The organism is Mesorhizobium sp. B2-7-1 (genome assembly GCF_006440735.1).
GTDB lineage: Bacteria > Pseudomonadota > Alphaproteobacteria > Rhizobiales > Rhizobiaceae > Mesorhizobium.
Window position 1 is genome coordinate 49,093 of sequence record NZ_VFUA01000023.1, and the last position, 22,587, is coordinate 71,679.

The following is a 22,587-nucleotide window of genomic DNA, read 5'->3' on the forward strand; positions in this document are numbered from 1 at the left end:
CGTAACAGGAGATGGTGGCGCGCCCCGATGGAGCGCGCCAACAAAGATCATTTCTTCGGCAGCAATTTGATGCCGGGCGCCGGAGTTTCCACGGCGTCCTCATCCTGGCCTGCCGCCGGGATCTCGATCCAGCGATCGGTGGCGTCGCCGCACTCCTGCACCACCGGGAAATAGAGCATTTGGCCGGCCGGCAGATCGGCCGCCAGCGAGGCGCGGAAGACGAACTCGTCGTAGAACTCGTCGGGCAGGTTGCCGCCGCTCCAGTCGACTTCCTTGACGCCGGTGGTCAGCGTCTCGCCGTAGAGCTGGTAGGATTTCTCATACTTGCCCTTCTTGGTCTGCAGCGTCCAGCCGGGCTTGGGCATCGGCTTCACCGCGATGACGCCTTCGGGGATCTGCACGCGCACGGCGGTCGTCGCCTTGCCCTCGCAGCCATGCGGCACGCGCAACACGGCCTTGTAGGTGGAGCCGACAGTCGCTTCCTGTGTTTCGAGCGTGATGTGGGCGAGCGCGGCATTGGTCCCGAGCGCGCAAAGCATGCCCGCCGCCAAAAGATATTTCATCATGGAATTGTCCCTCTTGTTTCGAATTGGCGGATTACTCGGCGTGATCCATGTCCATATCGTCGCTGCCCATCTCGCCCATGCCTTCGACGGCGAACTCGACCTTGACGCTGCCGGCCTTCTCGAAGGTCAGCGTCGCCGGAAATTTCTCGCCCTGCTTCGGCTGCCGCTTCAGGCCGGTGAACATCAAATGATAGGCGCCCGGCTTCAGAGCGACCTTGCCGCCGGCCGGGATCTCCAGCCCGCCCTCGACCGGCCGCATGGTCATGACGCCGTCCTTGACGCCCATCTCATGCAACTCGGCCTTGGCGGAGATGTCGGAGGAAATCGACAGCAGCCGGTCCGGCGCGCTGCCCTTGTTGATCACGGTGAAGTAGCCGCCGGCCACCTTGGCGCCGGGCGGCGTCGCCCGCGACCAGGGGTGCTCGATCTCGAGATCGCCGACCTTGAATTCGTGCGCGATGGCCGCTGGAATGCAGGCAAGCAGGAGAAGAAGAACGCACAATGCAAGGCTGAGACGTTGCAGGCTGGGTAGCGGCGCGCCACGAAGCGCGAAGGCTTGCGGCTTGGGAAGAAGATTGGACATGGTTGCTCCATGGATATGAGGATCGCGCCGCTTTGCGGCCGCGAGCAGTCTGATCTTTGGATGAATGCGCCCGCGAAAAGTTCCGCGGATCAGGCCGTTGCCGGCGGCGCGCGCGGATTGGCCGGAGAGCGGTCGCGGGCGAAATCCTGGTGCTGGAAGGCCGGAAGCTGGAAGGCGACCGCCTCGAAAAGCTGGGTTCCGGCCAGCGCGCCTGCTTCCGGCGGCGGCAGATGCGCCGGCGAAACCATGTTGCAGCCGAGCGAGCAGCAGGCCGGCATGTGTTGCTGGTGTTGATCGCCGCCGGGGAGCTTTACAGCGCCTTCATGCGTGCAGATGACGTTGCCGAAGGCGTCGAGCTGCGAAGGCGCGCCGAAGGCGAACGCACCGAGGGAGGACTGAAGCAATAGAAGCAGCGCCGCGACGAACGCGGCGGGCATGCTCCATCGTTTCAGCCTTATATCCAACGCAAAGCCTCTCCCGGAAACTTGATCGACCCTAACATGGACGATGCGGCCGGAAAATCGGCAAAACCGCGCTGCGGCAACGCGGCGCGATATCGGTCAAACGCGCAAATCCGCCTGTCAGGCAAGTTGCGCCTGCCGTCCTTCGGGAATCGAGCTCAGCAGCGTCAGGCGCGCCGACTTCAGGTGCTTGCGGCAGGCGGCGTCCACCTTGCCGGGATCGCGCGATTTGAGCGCCGCGATATAGGCGAGATGCTCCTGCACCGCGACCTCGTTGCGCTGGCGTTCCTCGGCCTTGTTCCACTGATAGTGGTAGTGGAAGATCATCGCGATGACGTCGTAGAAGTCGACGATGAAGCGGTTGTGCGAGGCGCGGTGGATGAGCCGGTGGAAGCGCTCGTCGAGCTCGGAGAATTCGTTGAAACGGGTGGCGATTTCGCTGGCGAGCTGGCGGTGTTGGACCTCCAGCATGTCGAGGTCGACCCAGACCGCGCTGTCTTCCGGCAGCGCGGCGAAAGCCGCCGCCGAGCGCAATTCGAACATCTCGCGGATCTCGGTCAGCTCCAGCGCGAAGGCTCGCGTGAAACCCTTCAGCACCCAGTGGCTGTTGCGCCGCTTCTCGATCAGCCCGAAGCGCGAGAAACGGATCAGGAATTCCCGCACGCTGGTGGTGCCGACGCCGATCTCGCGCGCCAGCTCGAGCTCGTTGATCTGCATGCCGGCCTCAGCGCCCTCGGCAAGCAGACGCCGCATGAAGGAGCGCTCGATGATCTCGGCCAGCGAGTCGGTCTCCTCCTCGGGAAAGAAATCCTCCGGCCGCGGCGCCCTGAGCACCGTCTTGTTACGCTTGTTCCAGGCGATCAGCCCGGTTTCTTCCATGCGGGCAAGGATGCTGCGCACGGTGGTGCGGCTGACGCCGAGCAGCGTGCCGAGTTCCGGTTCCGAAGGCAGGCTCTTGGTTTCGTCGAGCAGCCGCAGGCAGCGGTTGAAAGCGTCCTTGTAGACGTTGTTGCTCTTCGACATGCCCCGTATCCCCCAACGCTTGCGGCGGCTGGCCGGAAACGCGATATGATGGGTCTTCCTAGCGCAAGCCTCCGAAAAGCGGAACGTTTTTCGCCGGCTTGCCAAACGGGCAGGCGCGGGCGTCTATAAGGCGCGCGCTACCCGCAGCGAAAAAACAATTGACGCAAAAATGTTTTTTCCCGATAAAAGACATTACCTTTAAACGGGCGCAAGTCAATCCGCCCGCCTCCCAGGAATCACCCAGGACAGCCGCCCGTGACCAGTGCAAACATCATCCTCCTCTCCCCCTCCGACAACGTCGCCGTTGCCAATGGCCGCATCGAGATCGGCACCGCATTGCCAGGCGGTGCCGAGGCGGTCGCGGCGATCGAGCCCGGCCACAAGGTGGCGATCAGGCCGATCGCCGCGGGCGAAGCGGTGGTGAAATACGCGCAGGCGATCGGCCGCGCCACGCAAGCCATCGCGGCCGGCGAGCACGTCCATTCACACAATCTGGTCTTTGAGAGCGGCCGCCTGCCGGTGGTGCCGCCAAGCGAGGCCGAGCACGCCACCGAGGCAGACCGCAAGCGCACCTTCATGGGCTACCGCCGCGCCGACGGCCGCGCAGGCACGCGCAACTTCATCGGCATCGTCGCCAGCGTCAATTGTTCGGCCACCGTCTGCCACGCCATTGCCGACGAAGCCAACCGCACGATTCTGCCGAAATATCCCGGCATCGACGGCTTCGTGCCGATCGTCCATGGCCAAGGCTGCGGCATGAGCGGCACCGGTGACGGCATGATGGTTCTGCACCGCACGCTCGCCGGCTATGCGCGCCATCCGAATTTCGGCGGCGTGATGATGGTGGGGCTCGGCTGCGAGGTCAACCAGCTCACCCTTTACGGCCAGAAGGGCGTGGCGGCGGGAAAACGTCATTTCAACATCCAGGAGGCCGGTGGCTCGCGCAAATCGGTCGAGAAGGCGATGGGCGTGCTCACCGAGATCGCCGAGGAAGTCGGCCACCTCAAGCGCGAGCCCATCCCGGTCAGCGAGATCGTCGTCGGCCTGCAATGCGGCGGCTCGGACGGCATGTCGGGCATCACCGCTAACCCGGCGTTGGGCGCCGCTGTCGACATCCTGGCCGGCTGCGGCGGCATCGGCATCCTGTCGGAAACGACCGAGATCTACGGCGCCGAGCATCTGCTTGCCTATCGCGCCGCCTCGCCCGAGATCGCCGCCAAGCTCGACGGCTTCGTGAAATGGTGGGAGGAGCACACCGCCAAGCACGGCGCCTCGATCGACAACAACCCCTCGCCCGGCAACAAGCGCGGCGGCCTGACCACGATCCTCGAGAAGTCGCTGGGCGCGGTCGCCAAGGGCGGCCAGACGCCGCTCAACGGCGTCTTCGGCTATGCCGAGAAGGTTTCGGGCCACGGCCTGGTGTTCATGGACACGCCCGGCTACGACCCGGTCTCGGCCACCGGCCAGGTCGCCGGCGGCGCCAATATCATCGTCTTCACCACAGGCCGCGGTTCCTGCTTTGGCTGCCGCCCGACGCCATCGATCAAGGTCGCCACCAACTCGACCATGTACCACCAGATGGAAGAGGACATGGACGTCAATTGCGGCGTCATCGCCTCGGGCGAGAAGACCATTGCCGGCATGGGCCGCGAGATCTTCGAACTGATCATCGATACGGCGTCCGGCCACAAGACCAAGAGCGAAGCGTTCGGCTACGGCGACAACGAATTCGTGCCCTGGCATCTCGGCGCGACGCTTTAGCCCGACGACCTTTATCGCCGCGGAAGCGCTGCCAACTGCAAGGACGCCGGCCTTCACGACCGCGCAACCTCATGATGGAATGAATATTCCATATTGACAGTTTGGTGAAATTATCGTTCCATATCGTCAAGGAGGAACGGAAGCGCCCATGTGCTGCCGGGGAGGAGCCGGCCAAAGCTCATCCCGCATCACACAAACGGCAACAGACACCGCTTGCATCGGCCATGGCGATGCTCTATCAAAAAGCGGCATCTGTTTTTTATTGATAAAGTTCTGTTTGGGCCGCGCCTATCCAGATGGAGCTTCCGAAACCTTCACCAGGCGACTTTAGGGAGGAACCTAATGAAATTCGTGACCAGCCTTCTCAACCGCCGTGCTTTCGTGGCCCTGGCCGCCGCATCGATGCTTGCCGGCGTGATGCATTCCGCGCCCGCTTCGGCGGCGGATGTGACCATTCCGATCATCGTCAAGGATACGACCTCCTTCTACTGGCAGATCGTTCTGGCCGGCGCCCGCAAGGCCGGCAAGGATCTCGGCATCAACGTGCCGGAGCTCGGCGCCCAGGCCGAAACCGACGTCAACGGCCAGATCTCGATCCTCGAAAACGCCGTCGCCAGCAATCCGGCGGCCATCGTCATCTCGCCGACCGAGTTCAAGGCGCTCGGCAAGCCGATCGACGAGGCGGCTTCCAAGGTCAAGGTCATCGGCATCGACTCCGGCGCCGACTCCAAGGCTTTCACCTCCTTCCTCACTACAGACAACGTCCAGGGCGGCCGCGTCGCCGCTGACGGTCTGGCCGCCGCGATCGGCGCCGCCAATGGCGGCAAGGTCGAAGGCAAGGTCGCGCTGATCACGGCTCTTCCCGGCGCCGGTTCGCTCGAGCAGCGCAAGCAGGGCTTCATCGAACAGATCAAGGCCAAGTATCCGGGCCTCCAGCTCGTCGCCGACAAATACGCCGACGGCCAGGCCACCACCGGCCTCAACATCGCGACCGACCTGATCACCGCCAATCCGGACCTCAAGGGCATCTTCGCCTCCAACCTGATCATGGCGCAGGGCGTCGGCCAGGCGATCGCCGAGAACAATCTCGGCGGCAAGGTGGCGCTGATCGGCTTCGACAGCGACGAGAAGCTGATCAAGTTCCTGAATGACGGCGTCATCTCCGGCCTCGTCGTCCAGGACCCGTACCGGATGGGCTATGACGGCATCAAGACCGCCTTGGCCGCCTCGAAGGGCGAAAAGGTGGAGGCCAATGTCGATACCGGCGCCAACCTCGTCACCAAGGACAATATGAAGGATCCCAAGATCGACGCGCTGCTCAACCCGAAGCTCAACTGAGCGGCGTCGCGACAATCGTTTCCGGGGCCTCGCGCCTCGGAAACATCCATCAGGCGATTTCGAAATTCGCCGGGCTGATTTAGGCTCCGACTCCAAGATGCGCGTCAGACGCATCGCTGCGTACCCAATGGTTGAGACCAATCTGGGAGGATTGTCATGACGTCGACGGCGCAGGACCTGCACCCCGCCCCAACGCTGCAGCCGGGCAGGACGATCCTCGAGCTCAACGGGCTGGAAAAGCGCTATCCCGGCACGCATGCGCTGAAGCCCGTGCACCTTGCCTTCAAGGCGGGCGAGATCCACGCCATCGTCGGCGAGAACGGCGCCGGCAAGTCGACCCTCATCAAGCTTCTGACCGGCGTCATGCCGCGCACCTCGGGCGAGGTCATCTGGGAAGGCAAGCCGGCGGCTTTGGCCACCCCGTACGAGGCGATGGCGCTGGGCATCAACGCCGTCCACCAGGAGGTGGTGCTGTGCCGCCACCTCACCGTGGCCGCCAACATGTTCCTCGGCGAGGAAGAGTCCCGCTTCGGCCTGCTGCAGCAGCGCGCCATGGTCAAGGAAGCGCAGAAGATCATCGACGGGCTGGGCTTCGACCTGCCGGCGCATGTCGTGCTCGGCGACCTCACCATCGGCCAGCAGCAGCTGATCGCCGCCGCCCGCGCCACCGTGCGCGGCACGAAATTCCTGATCTTCGACGAACCGACCGCCTACCTCACCCGCAAGGAAGCCGACCAGCTCTTCAAGCTGATCCGCCGGCTGAAGGGCGAAGGCGTCACCATCATCTATATCAGCCACCGCATGGAGGAAGTGTTCGAGCTCGCCGACCGTGTCTCCGTGCTGCGCGACGGCACTTTGGTCGGCACCCGCAACATCGCCGAGACCGATGAGCCCGAGCTGGTCAAGCTGATGATCAACCGCTCGATCGAGCAGATCTACCACAAGGAGCATTTCACCCCCGGCGCCACGATCGTCGAGACGAGGAACCTCTCGGGCAAAGGCTTCGAGAACGTCTCGGTGACCGTTCGCGCCGGCGAGATCATCGGCCTCTACGGCCTGATCGGCGCCGGCCGCAGCGAGTTCGTCACCACGCTCTACGGCCGCCACAAAAAGTCTGCCGGCCAGATTTTTTGGCAAGGCAAGGAGGTCCAGGTCAATTCCGAGCACGATGCTATAAGGCTCGGCATGGCGCTGGCGCCGGAAAGCCGCCGCGACCAGGGCCTGTGCCTCAACCTGCCGGTCGGCATGAACCTCAACCTGCCGATCTACAAGCGCATCTCGAGCAACCTGCTGATCTCCGGTGCCAAGGAGAAGGTGGAAGCCGATCGGCAGATCGCCGACCTGCGCATCAAGACGCCGACGCGCAATGCGCTCGCCTCCAGCCTGTCGGGCGGCAACCAGCAGAAGATAGTCATCGGCAAATGGCTGGCGCATGGCGCCAAGCTGTTCATCTTCGACGAGCCCACGGTGGGCGTCGATGTCGGCACCAAGGCCGAGATCTACCGCCTTTTCTCGACGTTGTTGTCCAAGGGCGCCGGCATCATCCTGATCTCGTCCTATCTGCCGGAAGTCTACGAGCTTGCCGACACGCTGCACGTGTTCCGGCGCGGCAAGCTGGTCGCCACGCATGGGTTCCGCACCGCGAGCCACGAGGACATTTTGGGTCAGGCTCTGGCCGAGAAACAAGAAAAGTCGGGAGGACAAAAATGAGCACCGAGGCGATCCCCGCCGAAAAACCCAAGCGCAATTTCAACGCGCTCTTCGGCCTGACCCTGCTTGGCCTTCTGCTCCTGATGTGGATCGTGCTGGCTTTCGCCACGCCGTCCTTCGCCACGGCGCTCAACATCACCAATCTTTTGCGCCAGGGCTCGCTGATCGCCATCCTGGCCGTCGGCCAGACTTTCGTCATCATCACCGGCGGCATCGACCTTTCGGTCGGCGCCATCGTCGGCTTCACCACCGTCATCGTCGCCCTGCTCATCAATGCAGGCTGGCCGATCTGGGCCGCCGTGTTCGTTACCTTGCTCGTCGGCGTCGCCATCGGCCTGTTCCATGGTTTCGGCATCGTCAAGATGGGCCTGCCGCCTTTCATCATCACGCTTGCCACGATGACGTCGCTGCGCGGCATCGGCTTGCTCATGACCAACGGCAACTCGATCTCGATCAACAGCGATCCGTTCCAGGCGTTCTCGCGCGGCTCGCTGGCCGGCATCCCCTACCTGTTCTGGATGGTGATCCTGGTCGCCGTGCCGTCCTATATCTTCCTGCATCACACGCGTTGGGGCCGCTATCTTTTCTCGGTAGGCTCCAATGCGGAGGCGGCGCGCCTGTCGGGCGTCAACGTGCCGCGCACCATTTACATGGCCTATGTCCTGTCCGGCCTGCTGGCTGCCTTCGTCGGCGTGTTGCTCGCCTCGCGCATCGGCATCGGGAACCCGACACAGGGCGACACATACGAGCTTCAGGCCATCGCCTCGTCGGTCATCGGCGGCACCTCGCTGTTCGGCGCCATCGGTTCCGTGCATGGGCCGCTGATCGGCTCCTTCATCCTTTCGACGATCAACAACGGCGCCAACCTGCTCAACGTCAACACCTTCTGGCAGCGCGTCATCACCGGAGCACTGATCATCGTCATCGTCTACTTCGACGGCCTGCGCCGCCGGGGCAAATGACTTCTCCCTGAAACTAACGCGCCGGCCCGGCCAGACCGAGGCCGGCGCCCTTTTTTGCTGGATCTGTTCAATGAAAGCCGTCGTTTGCCGCTCGCCCGGCGACCTTATCCTTGAAGACCGCGCCGCGCCTGGCGCGCCGCCGCCCGGCTGGGCGCGCGTCGCGGTCAGCCATGTCGGCATCTGCGGCACCGACTACCACATCTTCGAAGGTAAGCATCCCTTCCTCGCCTATCCGCGCGTCATGGGCCACGAGGTTTCCGGCATTATCGTCGAGAAGGGCGAAGGCGTCGATCTCGCCGTCGGCGAACCGGTCGTCATCAACCCCTATCTTTCATGCGGCAAATGCATCGCCTGCCGGCACGGCAAGCCGAATTGCTGCATGAAGATCGAGGTGCTGGGCGTCCACCGCGACGGCGCCATGTGCGAGGAAGTCCTGGTTCCGGCGCAGAACCTTTATCCGGCAAACGGCCTGTCGCTGGCCGACGCCGCGGCGGTGGAATTCCTTGCCATCGGCGCGCATGCGGTGCGCCGCTCGCTTGGCGCGCCCGGTGCGCGAACGCTGGTCATCGGCGCCGGACCGATCGGCCTCGGCACGGCGATCTTCGCGCGCATCGCCGGACTGGATGTCAGCCTGCTCGACATGAGCGCCGAGCGTCTCGGCTTCGCCGAAAAGGAACTCGGCTTCGCCCCGCTGGACAGCTCGAAGGCGACAGCCGCCGACCTGGTGAGCCGGGCGACCGGCGGCGAAGGGTTCGACCTCGTGTTCGACGCGACCGGCAACACGGCGTCGGTTCAATCGGCCTTCGCCCACGTCGCGCATGGCGGCACGCTGGTGCTTGTCAGCGTCGTCAAGGACGACATCACCTTCTCAGACCCCGAATTCCACAAGCGCGAGATGACGCTGGTCGGCAGCCGCAACGCGCTGAAGGCCGATTTCGAGCATGTCGCGGCCTCGATCCGCAACGGCGCCGTGCCGTTGGGCAAGCTCGTCACCCATCGCACCACGCTCGCCGCAACGCCGCGCGATCTCGCCAGATGGACGCATGAGAAGTCGGGGCTGATTAAGGCTGTCATCGAGGTGGGGTAGGACACGGCTCTTCTGACGCAAACATTCGGTAGTGACGGTGCGGGGATTTGGCAGAGCGCATGCCTTTGCGGTTAGCCGAAACCTTTGTCGTCTCGTCATCCTCGGGTCTGCGCTCCGCTTCGCGTCGCTCCGCCCGTGGATGACGACCTCTGGGGTTATCGTCCGAAGATGACGATGCCGAAGACCTAATCGCCAGCCGACAGCCTGAGCTCCACCCGCTCCGCCGGAAAGCGCGACTCCGCGAACTGGATCGGCTGGCCGTCGAGCGTGACGTTGACGGCGACGGTGACCAGCACGATGGCGCCAGGCTGCAACTCCATCGCCACAAGGTCGTCGGCATCGGCATGGCGTGCCGACAGCACCGTCGATTGCCGCAGATAATCGTTGATGCCGAAACGCTTGAGCGAGGCGGTGATCGATCCCGTTTCGGCCATTGCCGCCTCGATGCCGGCGAAGCGCTTGGCGTCGAACCAGGTCGTCGCGCGCGACACCGGGTGTCCGTCGGCCTCGCCGCGCGTCTCCAGGCGGATGACGGCTGCTCCCTTGGCAAGGCCCAGCGCCTCGGCGATGCGCCGGCTGGCCGGTTCCGTCGCGGATGACAGCAGCGCGATGTGCCGTTCGCTCGTCTGCCCCTGCAGCCCCGTCGAGAAGCGCGTGCGCGCGCCGATGGGATAGGAGAGCCGCTTGCGCGACAAGACGAAGGTGCCGCGCCCCTGCTCGGCCCTCAGCACGCCATCCTGCACAAGCGCGGCAATGGCGCTGCGCACCGTATGACGGTTGACGCCGTAACGTTCGGCCAGCGCCATTTCCGGCGGCAGCGCTGCATTCTCGGCGAAATCGCCGCCCGCGATCCCCTGCAATATCTTGTCGGCGATCTGCCGCCACAGCGACACGCCGTTGCGCCTTTCGATGCTGCTCGCCAATCCAGCCATTGATCCCCCCATTTCTTCGCCAGCCCGGGCAATTTTCCGCGCCTGTCATCCACCCGTCATGGACTCTCGGTAGGAGGTAAGTATAATTTGTATAGTTGTCTATATCAATAGACAAATTTTATGGATGCAGGGAGCGATGCCATGCGAGGACAGGAAGCGCGCGAGCAGGCCGGGCGAAAGGCCTTGATGGCGACGCTGGCGCATGCCGCGGCCGATGAGATCGCCCGTCTCTGGAACGAGTCGGGCCTGCCTTCCGAGGCCGAGCTTCTGCGCGGCCCGGAGACCGGATTGGTGACGGTGCGCGGGCGGATCGGCGGCGGCGGCGCGCCCTTCAATGTCGGCGAGGCGACCGTCACCCGCGCCACGGTGCGGCTGCCGTCCGGACAGGTCGGCCATTCCTATGCGCTCGGCCGCGACAAGGGCAAGGCCAGGCTCGCGGCGATCGCCGACGCGCTCTGGCAGGACCCGGCGCATCGCGAAGCGGTCGAGACGAAGCTGGCCGCACCCTTGCGTGCGGCGCTCGATGCGGCGCGCGAGACCCGGCGTGTCGAGACGGCGGCCACGAAAGTGGATTTCTTCACCATGGTGCGCGGAGAGGACTGATGAACATCGCCACGCAATCGATCGATGGCGGCTTCACCGAGCCGGTCTTCAACGCGCAAGTCGTGTTCCGCGCCATCATGGACGCGATGGCGCGCCCTGGCTCCGTCCAGGCCCTGCCGCAGCTCGCGCGCCCGCCGGCGCCGCTGTCGGCGACGGCCGGCGCCGTGGCGCTGGCGCTCTGCGACAACGACACGCCGGTCTGGCTCGATCAGGCACTGCAGGCGGAAGCTTCGGTCAAGGCCTGGCTCGGCTTCCACACCGGCGCGCCTTTGGCCAACACGCCCACGGACGCGCATTTCGCCCTGATCGCCAATCCGAAGGAGATGCCGGCGCTCGACGGTTTTGCGCAAGGCACGCAGGAATATCCCGACCGCTCGACGACGCTGATCCTGCTCACCGGCGATCTCGGCTCCGGCCCGACGCTGCTGCTCGAAGGCCCCGGCATCGAGAAGACGGCGATGATCGCGCCGACCGGCATGCCGCGCCATTTCGTCGAGCAGTGGAAGCAGAACAACCAGCGTTTCCCGCGTGGGGTCGACATCATCCTGGCGGCGCCCGGCAGCCTCGCCTGCCTGCCGCGCACCACCCGCATCAGAACGATGGAGGCATGACATGTATGTCGCGGTAAAGGGCGGTGAGGCCGCCATTGCCAATGCGCATCGCCTGCTTGCCGATCGCCGTCGCGGCGACCGCACGGTGCCGGCGCTGCGCCTCGACCAGATCGTCGAGCAGTTGGCGCTCGGCGTCGACCGCGTGATGAGCGAAGGTTCGCTCTATGACCGCGAGCTGGCGGCACTGGCCGTCGTCCAGGCGCGCGGCGACATGATCGAGGCGATCTTCCTGGTGCGCGCCTACCGCACCACGCTGCCGCGCTTCGGCTACACCAATCCGGTCGATACTGGCGCGATGCAGCTCGAGCGGCGCGTATCGGCCACCTACAAGGACCTACCCGGCGGGCAGGTGCTCGGCCCGACCTTCGACTATACCCACCGCCTGCTCGATCCCGAGCTTGCCGCCGGCGCCGACGTCGAGACACCGGCGCAACGTTCGGCCGAAGTCGAAGCCATGCCGCGCGTCTCCGCGATCCTTGCCCATGAAGGCCTGATCGAGGTCGACGGCGAGATGCCGCTTGACCATGTGCCCGGCGACATAACGCGCGAGCCGCTGCAATTCCCGATGGCGCGCGACATCCGCCTGCAGGCGCTGTCGCGCGGTGACGAAGGCTTCCTGCTGGCGCTCGGCTATTCGACGCAGCGCGGCTACGCCCGCAACCACCCCTTTGTCGGCGAGGTGCGCATCGGCGAGGTCGAGCTGGAGCTGGACGTGCCGGAGCTGCCTTTCGCCGTGCCGCTCGGCTCCATCCGCGTCACCGAATGCCAGATGGTCAACCAGTTCAAGGGCTCGGCCAAGGCGCCGCCGCAGTTCACCCGCGGCTACGGCCTGGTCTTCGGCCAGAGCGAGCGCAAGGCGATGGCCATGGCGCTGTGCGATCGGGCGCTGCGCGCCGGCGAGCTTGGCGAGGATGTCGTCGCCGCCGCGCAGGACGAGGAGTTCGTCATCTCGCATTCCGACAATGTCCAGGCGACCGGCTTCGTCGAGCATCTGAAGCTGCCGCATTATGTCGACTTCCAGGCCGAACTCGGCCTGGTTCGCCGCATGCGCGCCGAATATGAAGCTCGCGAAAACGAGGACAAGGCCGCCGAGGAAAAGCGGGAGGCGGCGGAATGAGCTTAATGACCGCTACCGGAATGTCCGCCGCCGCCATCGAAGGAACCGCCGCCGGAGCCGGAGCCACTGACGCCGGCGACGGTCTCGCCGTGCGGAGGATCCTTTGGCGCCGGGAGAAACATCTTCCGCAGCGCGAAAGCCGCAACGCCGGCGAAGACCAGCAACAGCACGCCAAGATGCATCCAACCGGTAGAATCCATGTGGATCTGCTCCCGCGTCTTGAGCGTCAAATCCTTACCACAGAGCGGACGTGATCGCCATGACCGACATCGCCACCTACAACTTCGCCTATCTCGACGAGCAGACCAAAAGGATGATCCGCCGCGCCATCCTGAAAGGCATCGCCATTCCCGGCTACCAGGTGCCTTTCGCCTCGCGCGAGATGCCGATGCCCTATGGCTGGGGCACCGGCGGCGTCCAGGTCACCGCCTCGATCATCGGCCCGGATGACGTGCTGAAAGTCATCGACCAGGGCGCCGACGACACCACAAACGCCGTCTCGATCCGCGCCTTCTTCAAGAAGGTCGCCAACGTCGCCGTGACCACCGAAACCGCGACGGCGACCATCATCCAGACCAGGCACCGCATCCCCGAGCATCCGCTCAACGCGGGCCAGGTGCTGGTCTTCCAGGTGCCGATCCCCGAGCCGCTGCGCTTCCTCGAGCCGCGCGAGACCGAGACACGAAAGATGCATGCGCTGGAGGAATACGGCCTCATGCATGTGAAGCTCTACGAGGACATCGCCAGGCACGGCCGCATCGCCACCACCTATGCCTATCCGGTCAAGGTCGAGGGCCGCTATGTGATGGACCCCTCGCCGACGCCGAAATTCGATAATCCAAAGATGCATCGCTCGCCGGCTTTGCAGCTGTTCGGCGCCGGCCGTGAGAAGCGCATCTACGCGGTACCGCCCCTCACCGACGTCGTCAGCCTCGACTTCGAGGATCATCCCTTCGAGGTCCAGACCTTCGACCAGCCCTGCGCGCTCTGCGGCGCCGAGAATGTCTATCTCGACGAGGTCATCCTCGACGACCATGGCGGCCACATGTTCGTCTGCTCGGACACCGACCATTGCGAGAAGCGGCGCGAAGATGGCCATCACGGCCACCTCGCCGCCGAAACCAATCTTGCCTCTGGGAAAACGGAGCCGGCAGAATGACCGACGAACCGCTGCTGCGCGTCTCCGCGCTGTCCAAATTCTACGGCTCGCGCGTCGGCTGCGAGAACGTCACTTTCGACCTTTGGCCGGGCGAGGTCCTGGCGGTGGTCGGCGAGTCCGGCTCCGGCAAGACGACGCTGCTCAACTGCCTGTCGACCAGGCTGCTGCCCTCCTCCGGCACCGCGAGCTACCGCATGCGCGACGGCCAGTGGCGCGAGCTCTACCGGATGAGCGAGGCCGAGCGCCGCTTCCTGATGCGCACCGACTGGGGTTTCGTCCATCAGAACCCGGCCGACGGGCTGCGCATGACGGTGTCGGCCGGCGCCAATGTCGGCGAAAGGCTGATGGCGGTCGGCGATCGCCACTATGGCAAGATCCGCGCCACCGCCGTCGATTGGCTGTCGCGCGTCGAGATCGACGAGGACCGCATCGACGACGAGCCGCGCGCCTTTTCCGGCGGCATGCGCCAGCGCCTGCAGATCGCCCGCAACCTGGTGACCGGCCCGCGGCTCGTCTTCATGGACGAGCCGACCGGCGGCCTCGACGTATCGGTGCAGGCGCGACTGCTCGATCTGTTGCGCGGGCTGGTCACCGACCTCGGGCTGGCCGCGATCGTCGTCACCCACGACCTCGCCGTGGCGCGGCTCCTGTCGCAGCGCATGATGGTGATGAAGGACGGCCGCGTGGTCGAAAGCGGCCTCACCGACCGCGTGCTCGACGATCCGCGCGCGCCTTATACCCAGTTGCTCGTTTCTTCGATCCTGCAGGTGTGATGATGGCTACGCCTCTCGTCGTTTCCGATGTCGCCAAGAGCTTCACCATGCATCTGCGCGACGGCGTCACGCTGCCGGTGGTGGCGGGCGTCTCCTTCTCGATCCGCGCCGGCGAATGCGCCGTGCTCGGCGGCCCTTCCGGTGCGGGAAAAAGCTCGATCCTGAAGATGCTCTACGGCAACTACGCCGTCGATGAAGGCCAGATCATCGTCCAGCATGGCGGCGGCTTGATCGACCTCGCCTCCGCCAGCCCGCGCACCGTGCTTTCCGTGCGCCGCCACACCATAGGTTATGTCAGCCAGTTCCTGCGCACCGTGCCGCGCGTCTCGGCGCTCGATGTGGTCGCCGAACCACTGGTCGAGCGCGGCGAGGATCGGGATAGCGCGCGGGCGAAGGCCCGTTCCCTTCTCCAGCAGCTCAACCTGCCGGAAAAGCTCTGGGCCCTGCCGCCCGCGACCTTTTCGGGCGGCGAGCAGCAGCGCGTCAACATCGCGCGCGGCTTCATCACCGAGCATCCGATCCTTTTGCTCGACGAGCCGACCGCCTCGCTCGACGCCAGGAACCGCGATGTCGTGGTCGAGCTCATCGCCGCCAAGAAGGCGGCGGGCGTTGCCTTGCTCGGCATCTTCCACGACCTCGACGTGCGCGACGCGGCGGCCGATCGCGTCATCGACGTCACCGCGTTCGCCGCCGGAAAGATCGCCGCATGAAGCTTTCGGAGACGCCGCTGATCCATCCGACGGCGCAGGTCGAGAACTCGACGCTCGGCCGCTGGACCGAGATCGCCGAGCGCAGCCGCGTCGCCGAATGCGATCTCGGCGATTATTCCTACATGATGCAGGATTGCGCCGTGTGGTGCGCGACCATCGGCAAGTTCTCCAACATTGCGGCAAGCGTCCGCCTCAACGCCACCAATCATCCGACATGGCGGCCGACTCTGCATCACTTCACCTACCGCGCGTCCGACTATTGGGACGATGCCGAACATGAAAGCGCGTTTTTCGCGCAGCGCCGCGCCAGGCGCGTCACCATAGGCCACGACACCTGGCTCGGCCACGGCTCGACCATCCTGCCCGGCGTCACCGTCGGCGACGGCGCGGCGGTCGGCGCGGGCGCGGTGGTGTCGAAGGACGTCGCGCCCTACACCATCGTCGGCGGCGTGCCGGCAAAGCCGATCCGCGAGCGTTTCGACCGCCGCACCGCCGAGCGCTACCAGGCTTTAGCCTGGTGGGATTGGGACCACGCGAAGCTGCGCGCCGCGCTGGACGATTTCCGCGAGCTGGAGGCCGAGGCATTTCTCGAGAAACACGGCGGTTGAGCGACCTCCTTTCACACATCTGACACAGGACTCGGACAGGAGGTCTTCTTCCCCGGGAGATCGCCATGCTCGACACAATCAGACCTTCGCTCGCCGGATTTTTCGAAGGCACGAACCCGACGCCGCCCACCCATCTCGGCACTCGCTATGACGCGTCGGGCAACTTCCTCCTCGAACCCGGCAACACGGTTGTTAGCCATCTGGTCAAGGGCTCACCTTCCGAAGCCGCTGTCATCGAGGTGCGCGAGCGCATGCTGGCCATGCCCGATGCGGATCGCCTCGCCTTCACGCCGACCTCCAGCCTGCACATGACGCTCTTCCAGGGCATCATCGAATACCGGCGCCGCCTCCCCTACTGGCCATCGGACGTGCCGCTCGACACCGGCATCGACGACATGACCCGCCTCTATCTCGAACGCCTGCAAGGCTTCGAAGGCCACGGCCCCTTCAAGGTGAAAATTGTCGAAGTCGTGCCGACCGGTCTGACCGTCGCCGGCGCCACCGCGGAAGACAGCCAGATCCTGAAAGCCTGGCGCGATGCGCTATCCGTGCCGTTCGGCTATAGCCATCCGGACCACGAGACTTATGCCTTCCACATCACCTTCGCCTACCAGATCCGCCGCCTTGCCGACGAGCAAGCCGCGGCATGGCAGGACCTGTTCGATGACTGTCTGTCGTTCCTCGAGCGCGAGGCCCCGATGATCGAGCTCAGGCCGCCGGCATTCTGCAGTTTCAGCGACATGAAGCATTTCGAGGAATTGCTGGTGGTTGGTTGAATTTCTGATGCATGTCTCCCGAAAATGGGCCCGGTTTCGGGATAACGACATGCATGAACAAGGATGGCCTGTGACTCGTAACAAAACTGACATCAATCCGACACCCCAGCTTCATCGGCCTGCGCTAGCGAAGGTTAACAGACCTGCAAAAGCGCGACGGACTGGAGTTTTGGTATGTCAGCATCATCGGCCACGCTTGAGATCCGCGGCGTAACCCGACGATTTGGCAAGAACACCGCTGTCAGCGACATCAACATTTCGATCCCGCGCGGCCAGATGGTCGGTGTCATCGGCCGTTCCGGCGCCGGCAAGTCGACGCTTTTGCGCATGATCAACCGTCTCATCGATCCCAGCCAGGGGTCGATTTTTTTTGACGGCGCCGAGGTCTCCAGACTGCAGGGCTCGCCGCTGCGCCGCTGGCAGCGCGACTGCGCCATGATCTTCCAGCAATTCAACCTCGTGCCGCGCCTCGACGTCTTGACCAACGTCCTGCTCGGCCGCCTCAACCATCGCTCGACGGTTTCCAACCTGCTCGGCATGTTCACGCGCACCGAATGCGCCGAGGCGGTCGCCGCGCTCGAGCGCCTCGACATCGCCCGCACCGCGCTGCAGCCGGCCGGCACCCTGTCCGGCGGCCAGCAGCAGCGCGTCGCGATCGCCCGCGCCATGATGCAGCAGCCGAAAGTGCTTCTGGCCGACGAGCCGATCGCCTCGCTCGACCCGCTCAACGCCAAGGTGGTGATGGACTCGCTGCGCGACATCAATTTGCGCGAAGGCATCACCGTCGTCACCAACCTGCACACGCTCGACACCGCGCGCGCCTATTGCAACCGCATCATCGGCATGGCTGCCGGCAAGGTCGTCTTCGACGGCGCCCCGGAAGACCTCGACCGCGACGCCGTGCGCACGGTCTACGGCGCCGATGCCAGCGGTGCCGAAATCTCCGAGGCCATCACGTCGACCAGCGTGACCATCAAGCCGAAGATCACCGCATCCGCCGGACCGCTCGAACCAGCCTTTCCTGGCTACTGACTCCACCGCCCGGCCGCAGCCGGCCCGGGCATCGTGGACTTCAGCAGAGCAACCCGGATCGCCCGCCAGCGTCAACGGCAAGACTTGAAAAAATCAGAACGCCGCCGGCGCGCAGCCGGAACAACAGGAGAGAGATCGAAATGTTCAGGAAGATGGTTTTTGGGGCGGTTTCGCTGCTCGCCATGGCGGCAAGCGCCGCGCACGCAGCTGACGTCAAGGAATTCCGCGTCGGCATCCTCGGTGGCGAGAACGAGACCGACCGCCTGCGCAACTACCAGTGCCTCGCCGACCACCTGAAGACGGAATTCGGCTTCGAGAAGGTGTCGCTGTTCCCGGCCGCCGACTATGACGGCGTCATCCAGGGCCTGCTCGGCGGCACGCTCGACTTCGCCGAACTCGGCGCGTCCGGCTACGCCAGTGTCTATATCAAGGACCCGAAGGCCGTCACCCCGATCCTCACCACCCAGCAGACCGACGGCTCGACCGGTTATTATTCGATCGGCCTGGCGCTGAAGTCCTCCGGCATCACCGACATCAAGTCGGCCAAGGGCAAGAAGCTCGGCTATGCCGATCCGGACTCGACCTCCGGCTACCTGATCCCGCTGACCCAGATTCCGAAGGACACCGGCGCTTCCAACGAGACCTACTTTGCCTCGACCCAGTTCAACGGCGGCCACGAGAACAACGTGCTGGCCGTGCGCGACGGCAAGGTCGACGTGGCGGTGGACGATTCCTCCGGCATCGGCGACTTCAAGAACGGCTACACCTCCGGCACCTTCCACAAGGAAGTCTCCAAGGGCGCCGTCGACCCGAACGACTTCGTCGAAGTGTGGCGCTCGGGCCTGATCCCGAACGGCCCGCTGGTCGTGCGCACCGCGCTGGGCGACGACATGACCGCCAAGCTTACCGCTTTCTTCACCGCCCTGCCGGCCAAGGACAAGGCCTGCTTCGAAGGCGTCGAGGGTGGCGACTTCACCGGCTATGTTCCGGTGAAGCCGGAATTCTACAACGTCATCGTCGAAGCCCGCAAAGCCGCTATCGGCGGCTGAAGGCATCAGGAAAAAGGGCGGCGCCCACCAAAGCGACGTGCGTCCACTTGGACGCACAAAGTACGCTTTGGCACTTTGGGTTGCCGTATCGGACTTTCCGAAAATCGAATTTCGATTTTCGGGCCGATGCGGCGGCGCCGCCCTTTTTGCATGTCCCGATCATGACATCAGCGACACTCCATTCCGACGCCACCCGCCAGCAGGCCGACGCCTGGCGGCGCCAGACCTCGCTGCGCCGCTTCTACACCGCGCTTGGCGTCGGCCTGCTGCTTGTCGCCATGTTCGCGACCATGTGGTTCGCCGACGAGGCCAATGCCGGCCACTTCTTCGACCGGCTGCCGCATATCCTCGACTTCCTGAGCTGGCTGGTCCCGAAGGACTGGAACGACGTCTGGCGGGCGCTGTTCGACATCGCCTCGCCCAACGACAAGGGCACGCAGGAATTCAACTTCCCGCTCGGCCGCGTCTATGTCTGGGGCGGCTTCTACATCCCCGAATATTTCGAGCTGATGCTGACCACGGTGAACGTGGCGCTGGTCTCGACCTTCATCGGCTTCGTCTTCGCCGTTCCCTTCTCCTTCATCGCCGCGCGCAACCTGACGCCGAACCCGATCCTGCGGCTCGTCGTCAAGCGCTTCATGGAACTGCTGCGCGCCTTCCCCGAGATCGTCATTGCCGGCCTGTTCGCGGCCATCGTCTCGATCGGCCCGGTCGCCGCCATCATCGCCATCGGCCTGCATTCGATCGGCGCGCTGGGCAAGCTGTTCTACGAGATCAACGAGAACATCGACATGCGCCCGGAGGAGGGCCTGCGCGCCGTCGGCGCCAACTGGTTCGAGCGCGTGCGCTTCGCCGACCTGCCGCAGGTTCTGCCCAACTTCATGTCCTATACGCTGCTCAGGATCGAGATCAACGTGCGCATCTCGACCATCATGGGCGCGGTCGGCGGCGGCGGCATCGGCGAAGAGCTGAAGCTCTCCATCTCGCGCGGCTTCGGCGCCAAAACGCTGGCGCTGGTGCTCCTGCTCTTCATCACCATCTTCCTCGTCGACCAGTTCTCCGCCTGGCTGCGCCGCAAGCTCGTCGGCGAGCAGGCCTTCCTGATGAGCGCTTGATATGGCGACGACAATGACTGTCGATGAAGTCAAGGCCATCGAGGACCGCCATCCGCAAATATTCCAGCGGCCCGCCTACAAGCGCTTCTGGCCGCTGCTGCTGATCGCCGGCACGGTGCTCTATCTCGCCTATGCCTTATGGTTCTTCAGCCTGCCGCAGGTGCTGCGCGAGTCGCATTGGGAGCGCCTGCCGCTCTTCCTGTCGCAGTGGATCAGCTATGACCTGCAGCCGGAATTCCGGCTCGACCAGCCTGAGATCACGCCGAAATATCCGCGCTTCTCGGCGCTCGGCGAAAATCCAAATCCCGACTGGGTGACCAAGAACCCTGACAGCACCTTCACGGTCCGGATCGACGGCGACGCGAAATCCGTCACCTTCGACAAGACCAGGGCGGCGATCACGGCCAATGGCGTGACCGTGCCGATATCGCTGACAAGCGGCAAGCCGGTGGTCGCAGGTCCGGTGCCCGACTGGGTGACCGTCCATGACGACGAGATCGTCGCCAAGATGGGCTTTGCCGGCGAGGTGCGCGTCACCGTCGACCGCGTCAAGGTGCGCAAGCGCTTCCTCGGCTGGGCGAATTTCGTCTTCGACACGCGCTCGCCCTTCTTCGGCAAGCCGGCCGGTGAGGTCATCTCGCTGATCCTCTCCGGGCCTGAGCTTCAGCCGGGCACGTCGAACCTCGCTCTGGCCGCCGACAACATCTGGAACAATGCGCAGTGGCAGCATGGCGATGTCTGGACGAAACTCCTGCAGACCATCGTCATGGCGTTCCTCGGCACGCTGCTCGGCGGCATCGTCGCCTTCCCGCTCGCCTTCTTCGCCGCCCGCAACATCACGCCGAGCGGCGTGCTGAGCCAGGTGCTGAAACGCTTCTTCGATTTCATGCGCTCGGTCGACATGCTGATCTGGGCGCTGTTCTTCACCCGCGCCTTCGGCCCAGGCCCGCTGGCCGGAAGTGCGGCGATCTTCTTCACCGAGATCGGCACATTGGGCAAAACCTATTCCGAGGCGCTCGAGAACATCGACGACAAGCCGCGCGAAGGCGTGCTCTCGACCGGCGCCAACGGCATTTTGGTGCAGCGCTACGGCGTGCTGCCGGAGGTGGTGCCGGTCTTCATCAGCCAAACGCTCTACCAGTGGGAGTCCAACACCCGCGGCGCCACCATCATCGGCGCCGTCGGCGCCGGCGGTATCGGCCTGAAACTATGGGAAGCGATGCGCACCAATTCGAACTGGGCCAACGTCTTCTACATGGTGCTGTTGACGCTGCTCGTCGTCTTCATCTTCGACAACATCTCAAACTTCCTGCGCCGAAGGCTGAGCCGCACGCTGCATGATTACAACAGGCTGCAGGCTGAGCGGGGATAACGGACGCCATCGCTGCCGGTGGCCACCCGCGCGCTTCGTCATCCACGGCGGAGCAAGGAGCGAAGCGACGCGGCGCAGACCCGAGGATCCATTCCGTTACCTAAGCCGTAGAATACAGCGGTGCAGAATTCTGCTTCGTCGCGGGGCGTCTACATCACGGAATGGATCCTCGGGTCTCCGCGTCCGCTTCGCCCGTGGATGACGAGGGAGGAGCTTAAGCCGCCTTCCTCCACCCATCCCTGATATGCTTGTACCCCTCGCGATAAACCGCCTCCGGGCTCTCGGCAAAGTCGCGCCACACCTTCGTCGCAGCAGCCAGATCCTTCAGCGAGCGTCCAAACGCCTCGATGGTCAGCCAGTCGTCATAGCCGCTTTTGCGGATGGCCGAAAAAGTCTCCTTCCACGGGATGTTGCCGCGCCCCGGCACGCCACGGTCGTTCTCCGAAATATGAATATGGACGACATTGCGGCGATGCTTCGTATAGGCGCCGATCGGGTCGGCCTCCTCGATATTGGCATGAAAAGTGTCGTACATCGCCTTGATATGCGGCCGGTCGATCGCGTCAATGTGTTCCGACAGGTCGGCCATAGTGTTGACGAGGTAGCATTCAAAGCGGTTGAGCGCTTCGAGCCCGACGGTCACGCCCTTCTTGCCGGCATGGTCGCCGATGGCGCGCTGCGAGGCGACCGAGCGCTTCTTCTCGGCCGCTGTCGGCCCGCTGCCGGAGAAGGCGCCGAGCGTCGAATGCAGCGGCCCGCTGAGGGTGTCGGCACCGAGGGCCGCGCTGCAGTCGATAGCCCATTTCATGTAGTCGATGCCGGCCTTGCGCGTCGCGGCGTCCGGCGAGATCAGGTTCATCGCCGGATCGCCCATGGCCGAGACCGCGGTGCGCTCCAGGCCGATGCGGTCGAGCATCTCGCCGAGCCTCCTGTAGTCGTCGGGTGCCCCGACGAAGACCGGTATCTCGACGCCGTCGAAGCCGGTCGCCTTGATGTCCTTCAGCAGCGCCTCGTGCTTCTTCGAGACGCTGGTCGTCCACAAGAACATGCACATGCCGATCTTCATCGACACCCCCTCCCTCTGACGGCCGGCCAACTCCGGGCTACGCCGCACACTCCCCCTCATCCGGCCGCTTCGCGGCCACCTTCTCCCCAAGGGGAGAAGAGACTTAGCGCTGACGCCAGCGCCTCCTCTCCCCTCGGGGAGAGGTCGGATTGCCCCGAATTGCTCTTGCAATT

Annotated in this window: 24 protein-coding genes; 17 read left to right on the forward strand and 7 right to left on the reverse strand. The window is 64.6% G+C overall.

The window, feature by feature from the left end:
* Positions 1-47 precede the first annotated feature (47 nt).
* The 4 genes from FJ471_RS11915 to FJ471_RS11930 all read right to left on the reverse strand — a co-directional run bounded on the left by FJ471_RS11915 (position 48) and on the right by FJ471_RS11930 (position 2,633).
* Positions 48-566 carry a YcnI family protein gene (locus tag FJ471_RS11915; RefSeq protein ID WP_140803349.1) on the reverse strand — a complete coding sequence of 173 codons (519 nt, stop codon included), beginning with the start codon at positions 564-566 and terminating at the stop codon, positions 48-50.
* A 31-nt stretch (positions 567-597) separates the two neighbouring features.
* The gene (locus FJ471_RS11920) at positions 598-1,149 is read right to left on the reverse strand and encodes a copper chaperone PCu(A)C (RefSeq protein ID WP_140803350.1); all 552 of its coding nucleotides are present in this window, start codon (positions 1,147-1,149) and stop codon (positions 598-600) included.
* An 89-nt stretch (positions 1,150-1,238) separates the two neighbouring features.
* A complete protein-coding gene (locus FJ471_RS11925) occupies positions 1,239-1,586 on the reverse strand; it encodes a hypothetical protein (RefSeq protein WP_140803351.1) in 348 nt (115 codons plus the stop codon).
* Positions 1,587-1,730: 144 nt separating this feature from the next.
* Positions 1,731-2,633, reverse strand: coding sequence for a GntR family transcriptional regulator (locus FJ471_RS11930; RefSeq protein WP_140803352.1), 903 nt, complete (start codon positions 2,631-2,633; stop codon positions 1,731-1,733).
* A 255-nt stretch (positions 2,634-2,888) separates the two neighbouring features.
* Here FJ471_RS11930 and FJ471_RS11935 point away from each other — a divergent pair, with 255 nt between their 5' ends.
* The 5 genes from FJ471_RS11935 (at position 2,889) to FJ471_RS11955 (ending at position 9,491) form a co-directional block, all read left to right on the forward strand.
* Positions 2,889-4,394: an altronate dehydratase family protein gene (locus FJ471_RS11935; protein ID WP_140803353.1), complete on the forward strand. Its 1,506-nt coding sequence runs from the start codon at positions 2,889-2,891 to the stop codon at positions 4,392-4,394.
* 342 nt (positions 4,395-4,736) lie between these two features.
* On the forward strand, positions 4,737-5,732 hold the full coding sequence (locus FJ471_RS11940) for an ABC transporter substrate-binding protein (protein ID WP_140803354.1): 996 nt from the start codon (positions 4,737-4,739) through the stop codon (positions 5,730-5,732).
* A gap of 156 nt (positions 5,733-5,888) precedes the next feature.
* Positions 5,889-7,442 carry a sugar ABC transporter ATP-binding protein gene (locus tag FJ471_RS11945; RefSeq protein ID WP_140803355.1) on the forward strand — a complete coding sequence of 518 codons (1,554 nt, stop codon included), beginning with the start codon at positions 5,889-5,891 and terminating at the stop codon, positions 7,440-7,442.
* Positions 7,439-8,404: an ABC transporter permease gene (locus FJ471_RS11950; RefSeq protein ID WP_140803356.1), complete on the forward strand. Its 966-nt coding sequence runs from the start codon at positions 7,439-7,441 to the stop codon at positions 8,402-8,404. The genes FJ471_RS11945 and FJ471_RS11950 overlap by 4 nt, the downstream gene beginning before the upstream one ends.
* Positions 8,405-8,474: 70 nt before the next feature.
* Positions 8,475-9,491, forward strand: coding sequence for a zinc-binding alcohol dehydrogenase family protein (locus FJ471_RS11955; protein ID WP_140803357.1), 1,017 nt, complete (start codon positions 8,475-8,477; stop codon positions 9,489-9,491).
* Positions 9,492-9,676: 185 nt separating this feature from the next.
* Here FJ471_RS11955 and phnF read toward each other — a convergent pair whose 3' ends face one another.
* Entirely contained in the window at positions 9,677-10,423 is a 747-nt protein-coding gene (gene phnF / locus FJ471_RS11960) for a phosphonate metabolism transcriptional regulator PhnF (RefSeq protein ID WP_246684694.1), read from the reverse strand.
* A gap of 141 nt (positions 10,424-10,564) precedes the next feature.
* Here phnF and phnG point away from each other — a divergent pair, with 141 nt between their 5' ends.
* Genes phnG through FJ471_RS11975 form a run of 3 tightly spaced genes read left to right on the forward strand, consistent with a single transcriptional unit; the run spans position 10,565 to position 12,754 of the window.
* Positions 10,565-11,026, forward strand: a complete 462-nt coding sequence (gene phnG / locus FJ471_RS11965) for a phosphonate C-P lyase system protein PhnG (protein WP_140803359.1) — start codon at positions 10,565-10,567, stop codon at positions 11,024-11,026.
* Complete coding sequence (phnH, locus tag FJ471_RS11970; RefSeq protein ID WP_140803360.1) at positions 11,026-11,637, forward strand: phosphonate C-P lyase system protein PhnH; 612 nt, start codon at positions 11,026-11,028, stop codon at positions 11,635-11,637. Before phnG ends, phnH begins: the two co-directional genes overlap by 1 nt.
* A 1-nt stretch (position 11,638) precedes the next feature.
* Entirely contained in the window at positions 11,639-12,754 is a 1,116-nt protein-coding gene (locus FJ471_RS11975) for a carbon-phosphorus lyase complex subunit PhnI (protein WP_140803361.1), read from the forward strand.
* 2 nt (positions 12,755-12,756) lie between these two features.
* On the opposite strand, the gene FJ471_RS11980 is transcribed toward FJ471_RS11975, so the two are convergent.
* Positions 12,757-12,954: a hypothetical protein gene (locus tag FJ471_RS11980; protein WP_140803362.1), complete on the reverse strand. Its 198-nt coding sequence runs from the start codon at positions 12,952-12,954 to the stop codon at positions 12,757-12,759.
* Between the two features lie 59 nt (positions 12,955-13,013).
* On the opposite strand from FJ471_RS11980, the gene FJ471_RS11985 reads away from it, so the two are divergent.
* The 9 genes from FJ471_RS11985 to phnE (FJ471_RS12025) all read left to right on the forward strand — a co-directional run bounded on the left by FJ471_RS11985 (position 13,014) and on the right by phnE (FJ471_RS12025) (position 21,348).
* Positions 13,014-13,913 (forward strand): alpha-D-ribose 1-methylphosphonate 5-phosphate C-P-lyase PhnJ, encoded by a 900-nt coding sequence (locus tag FJ471_RS11985; protein ID WP_140803363.1) that lies wholly within the window; start codon positions 13,014-13,016, stop codon positions 13,911-13,913.
* Positions 13,910-14,686 (forward strand): phosphonate C-P lyase system protein PhnK, encoded by a 777-nt coding sequence (gene phnK, locus FJ471_RS11990; protein WP_140544515.1) that lies wholly within the window; start codon positions 13,910-13,912, stop codon positions 14,684-14,686. The genes FJ471_RS11985 and phnK overlap by 4 nt, the downstream gene beginning before the upstream one ends.
* A gap of 2 nt (positions 14,687-14,688) precedes the next feature.
* Positions 14,689-15,396: a phosphonate C-P lyase system protein PhnL gene (phnL, locus tag FJ471_RS11995; protein ID WP_140803364.1), complete on the forward strand. Its 708-nt coding sequence runs from the start codon at positions 14,689-14,691 to the stop codon at positions 15,394-15,396.
* Positions 15,393-16,004 (forward strand): DapH/DapD/GlmU-related protein, encoded by a 612-nt coding sequence (locus FJ471_RS12000; protein WP_140803365.1) that lies wholly within the window; start codon positions 15,393-15,395, stop codon positions 16,002-16,004. The genes phnL and FJ471_RS12000 overlap by 4 nt, the downstream gene beginning before the upstream one ends.
* Before the next feature lie 65 nt (positions 16,005-16,069).
* A complete protein-coding gene (locus FJ471_RS12005; RefSeq protein ID WP_140803366.1) occupies positions 16,070-16,780 on the forward strand; it encodes a DUF1868 domain-containing protein in 711 nt (236 codons plus the stop codon).
* Between the two features lie 174 nt (positions 16,781-16,954).
* On the forward strand, positions 16,955-17,812 hold the full coding sequence (gene phnC / locus FJ471_RS12010) for a phosphonate ABC transporter ATP-binding protein (RefSeq protein WP_140803367.1): 858 nt from the start codon (positions 16,955-16,957) through the stop codon (positions 17,810-17,812).
* Positions 17,813-17,952: 140 nt separating this feature from the next.
* Complete coding sequence (phnD, locus tag FJ471_RS12015; RefSeq protein WP_140803368.1) at positions 17,953-18,861, forward strand: phosphonate ABC transporter substrate-binding protein; 909 nt, start codon at positions 17,953-17,955, stop codon at positions 18,859-18,861.
* 161 nt (positions 18,862-19,022) lie between these two features.
* Positions 19,023-19,976, forward strand: a complete 954-nt coding sequence (gene phnE, locus FJ471_RS12020; RefSeq protein WP_140803369.1) for a phosphonate ABC transporter, permease protein PhnE — start codon at positions 19,023-19,025, stop codon at positions 19,974-19,976.
* A gap of 13 nt (positions 19,977-19,989) precedes the next feature.
* Positions 19,990-21,348: a phosphonate ABC transporter, permease protein PhnE gene (gene phnE / locus FJ471_RS12025; protein ID WP_246684695.1), complete on the forward strand. Its 1,359-nt coding sequence runs from the start codon at positions 19,990-19,992 to the stop codon at positions 21,346-21,348.
* Between the two features lie 214 nt (positions 21,349-21,562).
* Here the strand turns inward: phnE (FJ471_RS12025) and FJ471_RS12030 are convergent, their stop codons facing one another.
* Complete coding sequence (locus FJ471_RS12030) at positions 21,563-22,414, reverse strand: sugar phosphate isomerase/epimerase (RefSeq protein ID WP_140803371.1); 852 nt, start codon at positions 22,412-22,414, stop codon at positions 21,563-21,565.
* Positions 22,415-22,587: the final 173 nt, after the last annotated feature.